This is a genomic window from Commensalibacter sp. M0355, from assembly GCF_016101365.1.
Taxonomy (GTDB): domain Bacteria; phylum Pseudomonadota; class Alphaproteobacteria; order Acetobacterales; family Acetobacteraceae; genus Commensalibacter; species Commensalibacter melissae.
On sequence record NZ_JACFQQ010000008.1, the window covers coordinates 21064 to 27607 of the forward strand.

The window sequence follows — 6544 nt, forward strand, 5'->3', positions numbered from 1 at the left end:
TGCCTCATAAGAGGGGCAAAACTTTGGCAGGCATGTTGCCTAATTTTAAAAGGGACATAAATTTATGAATATCGAAAAATTTACTGAACGTTCAAGAGGATTTCTTCAAGCGGCACAGACAATTGCAATTCGTGATTTTCATCAGCAATTAACGCCTCAGCATTTATTAAAAGCGTTATTGGATGATGAGGAAGGAGCCGCAGCTTCCTTGATACGTGCAGTTGGCGGGGAACCCGCCATTGTCAAAACAACGGTTGAACATTCATTGGATTCCATGCCAAAAGTTCAGGGCGATGGTGCTGGACAGCCTCAAGCCATGCCAGAATTGGTTCGTGTCTTGGATGGCGCGGAAAAAGAGGCCACGAAGGCCGGGGATGAGTATGTTGCTCAGGATCGCCTGTTGCTTGCCTTGGCTGCATCTGAAACACCAGCTGGTCAGGCCCTTCAAAAAGGGGGGGTTACAGCTCAAAATCTGGCAAGAGCGATTGATACTATTCGGAAAGGTCGTAAGGTTGACAGCCAGAATGCGGAGGCTTCCTTTGATGCGTTAAAAAAATATGCACGGGATATGACAGAGGTTGCTCGGCAAGGAAAATTGGATCCAGTGATTGGGAGAGATGAGGAAATTCGTCGAACGATTCAGGTCTTGGCTCGACGTACCAAAAATAACCCTGTGCTTATAGGTGAGCCTGGAGTTGGTAAAACTGCAATTGTTGAAGGTTTGGCATCACGGATCGTAAATGGTGACGTTCCAGAGGCATTGAAGAATAAACAGTTATTAGCCTTGGATTTGGGTGCCTTGGTTGCAGGGGCTAAATATCGGGGTGAATTTGAGGAACGTTTGAAGGCTATATTAAAAGAAGTGGAAGCTGCGGCTGGAAAAGTCATATTGTTTATTGATGAAATGCATACATTGGTTGGTGCGGGTCGTAGTGATGGAGCAATGGATGCATCAAATCTCATTAAACCTGAGCTGGCACGTGGCACCTTGCATTGTATTGGTGCGACAACCCTGGATGAATATCGCAAATATATTGAAAAAGATGCAGCTTTGGCACGGCGGTTTCAGCCTGTCTTTGTCGGGGAACCATCAGTAGCGGATACGATTTCAATTTTGCGGGGTATTTCTGAAAAATATGAATTGCATCACGGGGTTCGGATCAGTGATAGTGCTCTGGTGGCAGCGGCAACTTTATCCAATCGTTATATTACAGATCGATTTTTGCCGGATAAAGCAATTGATCTGGTAGATGAAGCCGCAAGTCGGTTACGGATGCAGATTGATAGCAAGCCAGAAGCGCTTGATGAGCTGGATCGTCGTTTGATTCAACTAAAAATTGAGCGTGAAGCTTTGAAAAGGGAGGAAGATTCAGCCAGTCGTGACCGTTTGGAAGCATTGGAGGTTGAGATTGCTGATTTAGAAGAAAAATCAAATGCAATGACTGCGGCCTGGCATGCTGAAAAGAATAAGGTTAATGATGTTCAAAAATTGCAGGAACAGCTGGATCAGGCCCGTTCAGAAGTTGAGGTTGCACAACGCCAAGGTAATTTGGCCCAAGCCTCTAAATTGATGTATGGTGTTATTCCAGAACTTCAAAAGAAAATTGAGGGTTTGCAAACCAAACAGCATGAACATCCAGATCAGGCGAATTTGGTTTCCAAATCAGTGACTGAAAATGAGATCGCGGCAGTTGTATCTCGGTGGACAGGTATTCCAGTGGATAAAATGCTGGAAGGGGAAAGGGCTAAGCTTTTACGAATGGAAGACGAGCTTCGTAAACGTGTCGTAGGGCAGGAACCCGCCTTGAAAGCGGTTGCAAATGCTGTACGTCGGGCGCGGGCAGGATTGCAGGATCCAAACCGACCTATTGGCTCTTTTTTATTCCTGGGTCCAACTGGAGTAGGTAAAACCGAACTGGCAAAAGCGCTTGCTTCATTCCTTTTTGATGACGAAAAAGCGATATTGCGTGTTGATATGAGTGAATTCATGGAAAAACATGCAGTTGCACGGTTGATTGGTGCCCCTCCCGGTTATGTTGGCTATGAAGAAGGGGGTGTTTTGACAGAGGCTATTCGCAGGAGACCTTATCAGGTTATTTTGTTTGATGAGGTTGAAAAGGCTCATGAGGATGTCTTTAACGTATTATTGCAGGTTCTTGATGATGGACGTTTAACAGATGGTCAAGGGCGAACCGTAGATTTTCGTAATACGATTATAATCTTGACAAGCAATCTTGGTTCTGAAATTTTGGCTAATCAGACAGAAGGTGAGTCAACAGAGCTTGTACAGGCTGAAGTTATGAAAGTTGTACGTGCCCACTTTCGTCCTGAATTTCTTAATCGTTTGGATGAAGTTGTTTTGTTCAGTCGATTGCAAAAGGCTGATATGGCAAAAATTGTGGATATACAATTACAGCGTTTACAAGGATTGCTTGAGGATCGTAAAATTAGGCTTGATCTGGATGAAAAAGCACATGCGTGGCTGGAGGAAGCTGGATATGATCCGGTTTATGGTGCACGTCCTCTAAAACGTGTCATACAACGAAATTTGCAAAATCAATTGGCAGAATTATTGTTGCAAGGCGATGTTTATGATGGGGATACTATTTCAATCAGTGCCAATGAGGCTGGTTTATTAATTCAGGGTAAATCAGTTATAGACAAAGCCTGATTTTCGTTAAAACTGGTTGAGTTTATTTCAACCAGTTTTTATTTATGATTATATTAAATATTGTTTAGCTTGTATAATATACGGACAGATAAATAAGTTTGATCTGATAGGATGTCTTTTATTATGGGAATTAAAAGACTTACCTTTTGTCCATCATGAAATTGGATGTTCGATAGGCATCTATGCTGACAAAAATTGATCGGTTTGACTAATAGAAACCTTTGCTTGTCTTTTGTCATTTCATTGGATGGGTTTAATCTTTTATAGATTCTATATGAGAATATTCTTTATAGAATTATTGTTGTACCAGATAATCTATTAATTTGGTAATTTTTATATATAAAATCTATAGGTAAAACAGTCTGATTAACATATTGAAGTTTTCTTATATTTTTCTAAAATTAACAATTAAATTTATAAAATTGGATCGCTTTTAATTTTTTCATATCATAAATATTAATAAATTATTTAATAACTAAAAATTAAATTATTAGTTATTAAAATTAATTTTAAAATATATATTTATAATGGGTTAATAAACCGTCTTTTTATTTTTATTGAGCTAAATTCAAATTGCTTATTATTTTTACCCAAATAATGTCCTTGAGGACAACCGGTTCCTATTGATAAGGTGTCATGATAGTTAAAAAATCTAACATGATACATATAAAAATTGTTTTTTAAAGGTGTTGCAGTAGCAAACACTGTATGAGGATGTATCGTCTTATCATTATTTTCATAGATTGTGCATAAATCTATCCCCCCCCATTGTTGAATATGCATACCAATTTTGGGGTCTGAAGAGGGATATTTTTTTGCTATGATTTCCAGATCAATTTCCATATTCTGTAATTTTGGATCATGAATACGGATTAGATGATAATTATTTTGGTCGCCATCTGCAAAAGCGTAATTATCATTTTCTAAAGGTGTAAAGGTTGCATCATCAGCAGCTTGCCAGTCTTTTAAATTGTAATCTAATGTTATCCATGGATTCCCAATGGTTTTGGAATTACAAATGTTATCAAGAAAGATTTGTGTACTTGCAATCTGTTTTTGATGTTGCTCTCTGAATTTCGGTCTGTTCCAAATAACTTCCGTTGAATGGGATAAATATTGAATGTGATCATTATTTGGAATGGAAAAATTATTGGATCTACCATGACAAATATTGGGGAAAAACCAAGGTAGCAAACCTTCTTCAATATGCCTGGCAATAATCATGTTTAATATAGATTGGTCAGCACAGAACCATTTGAAATTGGGGCTTTTTTCTTCTTCTTTTGTTGGAGGAAGAATATATTCTTTTACCCTGCACATTGCCAACCAGTCCAGTAAGATATTAAATGCAAAATCAGACACTTTTGCAATAATATTATTGGCAATCAGTAAAGGAAAATTTTGAACAAAAAGTGAATTTCCCCCTATTTCTTCAATTTGTCTGATGGAACAAAAATCAGAGGCTTTTAAAACTTGTTCTGTAAGTTCCCTGCCAATATAAAAATCACAAAAATTCAAAGCTTTATTGATAATCGTATTTATACTTTGTATAACAAGGCGCAGGGTTGGGTATTTGGCAATATTTGCATCAAGGTAAAAAATGACATCATCTTTTTCCATGGTTGAAAGAGCATGCAAAATAGTAAAGGGTTTCCAGCTGAATAATCCAAATTTGTGGGTATTAGGATTATTTCCCAAATTGTATTTATCAGGATATGCTTTAACTAATTCTCCTGCACCCATTTGATATAGTCGTTTAGGTGTATAAGCATCGAATTCGTGGCCAGCTTCTTCGACAAGTGATCGAACAGTTCTGACAACTTTTGTTAAATCACTTCCTTCGTCATTTGGGGTGCCTTCAGTATAAAAAACAACAAATTTAATACGCATATAGCTACCTTATTTATTTTACATAGTTTAATTATTTGTAATTAAATTGATGTTAAAATTTAATTAATATTTGTTTTATAAATTATTCAAAAATTTTTTTGCTATTTGGAAAAACATATATCACAAATTTAATGATAGTTACATCTCAAAAAATATTTAATTTAATACTTGCAATCGCAAAAACCTGAGTTTCCTACATCTGATAAGGTTTTGATTATTGTTCTATGATATCATTAAAACCCATGGAATAGAAATAAACAACCAGGTGATAAGGAAAAGAAGACCGAAGATAAAACCTAGTCGCCACCAAACCGAATTAGGGATAAACCCACTTCCATAATAGACAGCACTTGGTTCAGCGGCATAGGGAGTGACAATTCCCATAAATCCTAAAAGGGGAAGGATCAACAAAACATAATGATGAATATTAATTCCAGGAATGTAACTGGCGGCCCCGAGGAAGATGGGTAATAATGCAGCCGCATGGGCGGTATTACTTGCAAAGAAATAGTGTAGGCTATAGTAAATGCATAAAAGTAGAATCATTGCTGCGAGAGGTGAAAAATGAATGATATAAACGCTAATTAATTGACCAAACCAATTAATAAAGCCTGATTTGTTTAATCCGGAAGCAAAGGCGATCAAGGTTGCCAACCAGGTGAAAATATTCCATGCAGCTTTATTTTCCACGATATCATTCCATGTTAATAATTGGCTAATTAACATTGCTGAAACCACAACAATACCTACCAGTGGAGGTGTAATAAATTTCCCACCTAAAATCCATAAAAGCAGTGCGCAAGTTACAAAAAAAATCAGTAACATTTCTTTTGCGGTTAAGGATCCTAACAGTTGTAATTCTTTATTGGCCCAGGTTGGAATGGCAGTGCTGGATTTAATTTCCGGCTTACAAAGATGATAACTCAATAAGGGAGAAATGGTAATCAAGACAAAGCAGGCTGGTAAGGTTACCATGAACCATTCTATCCATGTAATATTAATGCCGATGATTTTATTGACCATGCTGATTGACAAAAGATTAGGTGCCAGTGCGGTCATAAAAAATGAACTGGTAATAGAAGTTGAAACAATTCCTGTCCACATTAAATATGTACCAATTTTTTTTCGTGATGAATCAAAAGGGCGGGAATTATATAAAGGAGGTAGGTGACTAAGAACAGGATAAATAATGCCAGCACTACGTGCGGTACTTGATATGGTAAAGGGGGCAAGGATTGTATCTGTAAAAGTAATTGCATATCCTAGAGCCAAAGTATTTTTACCAAGTGATCGAACGAGTAATAAGGCGATGCGTTTTCCTAGTCCTGTTTTGTCGTAGGCGAGTGCAAAGGTAAATGCTCCGAAAATCAGCCATACGGTTGGGTTGGAAAATCCTGAAACAGCCCATTCAAATGCATTGACGGTTGGTTTAAATCCAGGCTGGGCCAATTCTTCGGAACTAAATAGAACATATGGTCCAAATAGGGCAGCAACGGAAATACCGATTAATCCAATGGCGCCACCAGGTAGAGGTTCTAAAATAAGCCCGACAATACATCCCAAAAAAATGGCAAAAAATCTCCATGCATGAGGTTCAAGCCCATGAGGGACTGGAATGATCAGGATGATTAATGTTGCAAGAATAGGACATAAACAGCGAAGGGCCTTACTCATACCGTGATCCTTATTTATTTTTAAATGTATAATATGCTGGAAATAAAATAAATTTCGTAATGAATTTTTGGTTATTAAAAAGAAATTTTAGTAAACTTTTAGTTATAAATTTTATAAAATTATTTCTTATTTTTAGATAGTTACGATATTTTTAAACATCAAAAAAATGTTCTTGATTAAAGGGGGAGGTATACCTTTTACTTCGTTTAAGTAAATGACTTACAAAAATATCAAGCTTAATTTAGATAAAACCAGATGCTATTGGAAACATTTTTTATTTTACTGTTGATGGGGTTGATATGGCGAATG

At 37.1% G+C, this 6544-nt stretch carries 3 protein-coding genes; 1 reads left to right on the top strand and 2 read right to left on the bottom strand.

Annotation, left to right across the window (positions count from 1 at the left end; genetic code table 11):
• Positions 1-64: 64 nt before the first annotated feature.
• The gene (clpB, locus tag H3T44_RS08970) at positions 65-2671 is read left to right on the top strand and encodes an ATP-dependent chaperone ClpB (protein ID WP_198196941.1); all 2607 of its coding nucleotides are present in this window, start codon (positions 65-67) and stop codon (positions 2669-2671) included.
• Between the two features lie 522 nt (positions 2672-3193).
• On the opposite strand, the gene H3T44_RS08975 is transcribed toward clpB, so the two are convergent.
• Both H3T44_RS08975 and H3T44_RS08980 read right to left on the bottom strand, forming a co-directional pair.
• A complete protein-coding gene (locus tag H3T44_RS08975; RefSeq protein ID WP_198196940.1) occupies positions 3194-4561 on the bottom strand; it encodes a hypothetical protein in 1368 nt (455 codons plus the stop codon).
• Between the two features lie 222 nt (positions 4562-4783).
• Positions 4784-6235, bottom strand: coding sequence for a DASS family sodium-coupled anion symporter (locus tag H3T44_RS08980; protein WP_198196939.1), 1452 nt, complete (start codon positions 6233-6235; stop codon positions 4784-4786).
• Between the last annotated feature and the right edge of the window lie 309 nt (positions 6236-6544).

What these genes read in the sequence shown, in the direction of transcription:
- clpB (WP_198196941.1), top strand. Translation starts at nt 65, where the DNA reads ATGAATATCGAAAAATTTACTGAACGTTCAAGAGGATTTCTTCAAGCG.
- H3T44_RS08975 (WP_198196940.1), bottom strand. Translation starts at nt 4,561, where the DNA reads ATGCGTATTAAATTTGTTGTTTTTTATACTGAAGGCACCCCAAATGAC.
- H3T44_RS08980 (WP_198196939.1), bottom strand. Translation starts at nt 6,235, where the DNA reads ATGAGTAAGGCCCTTCGCTGTTTATGTCCTATTCTTGCAACATTAATC.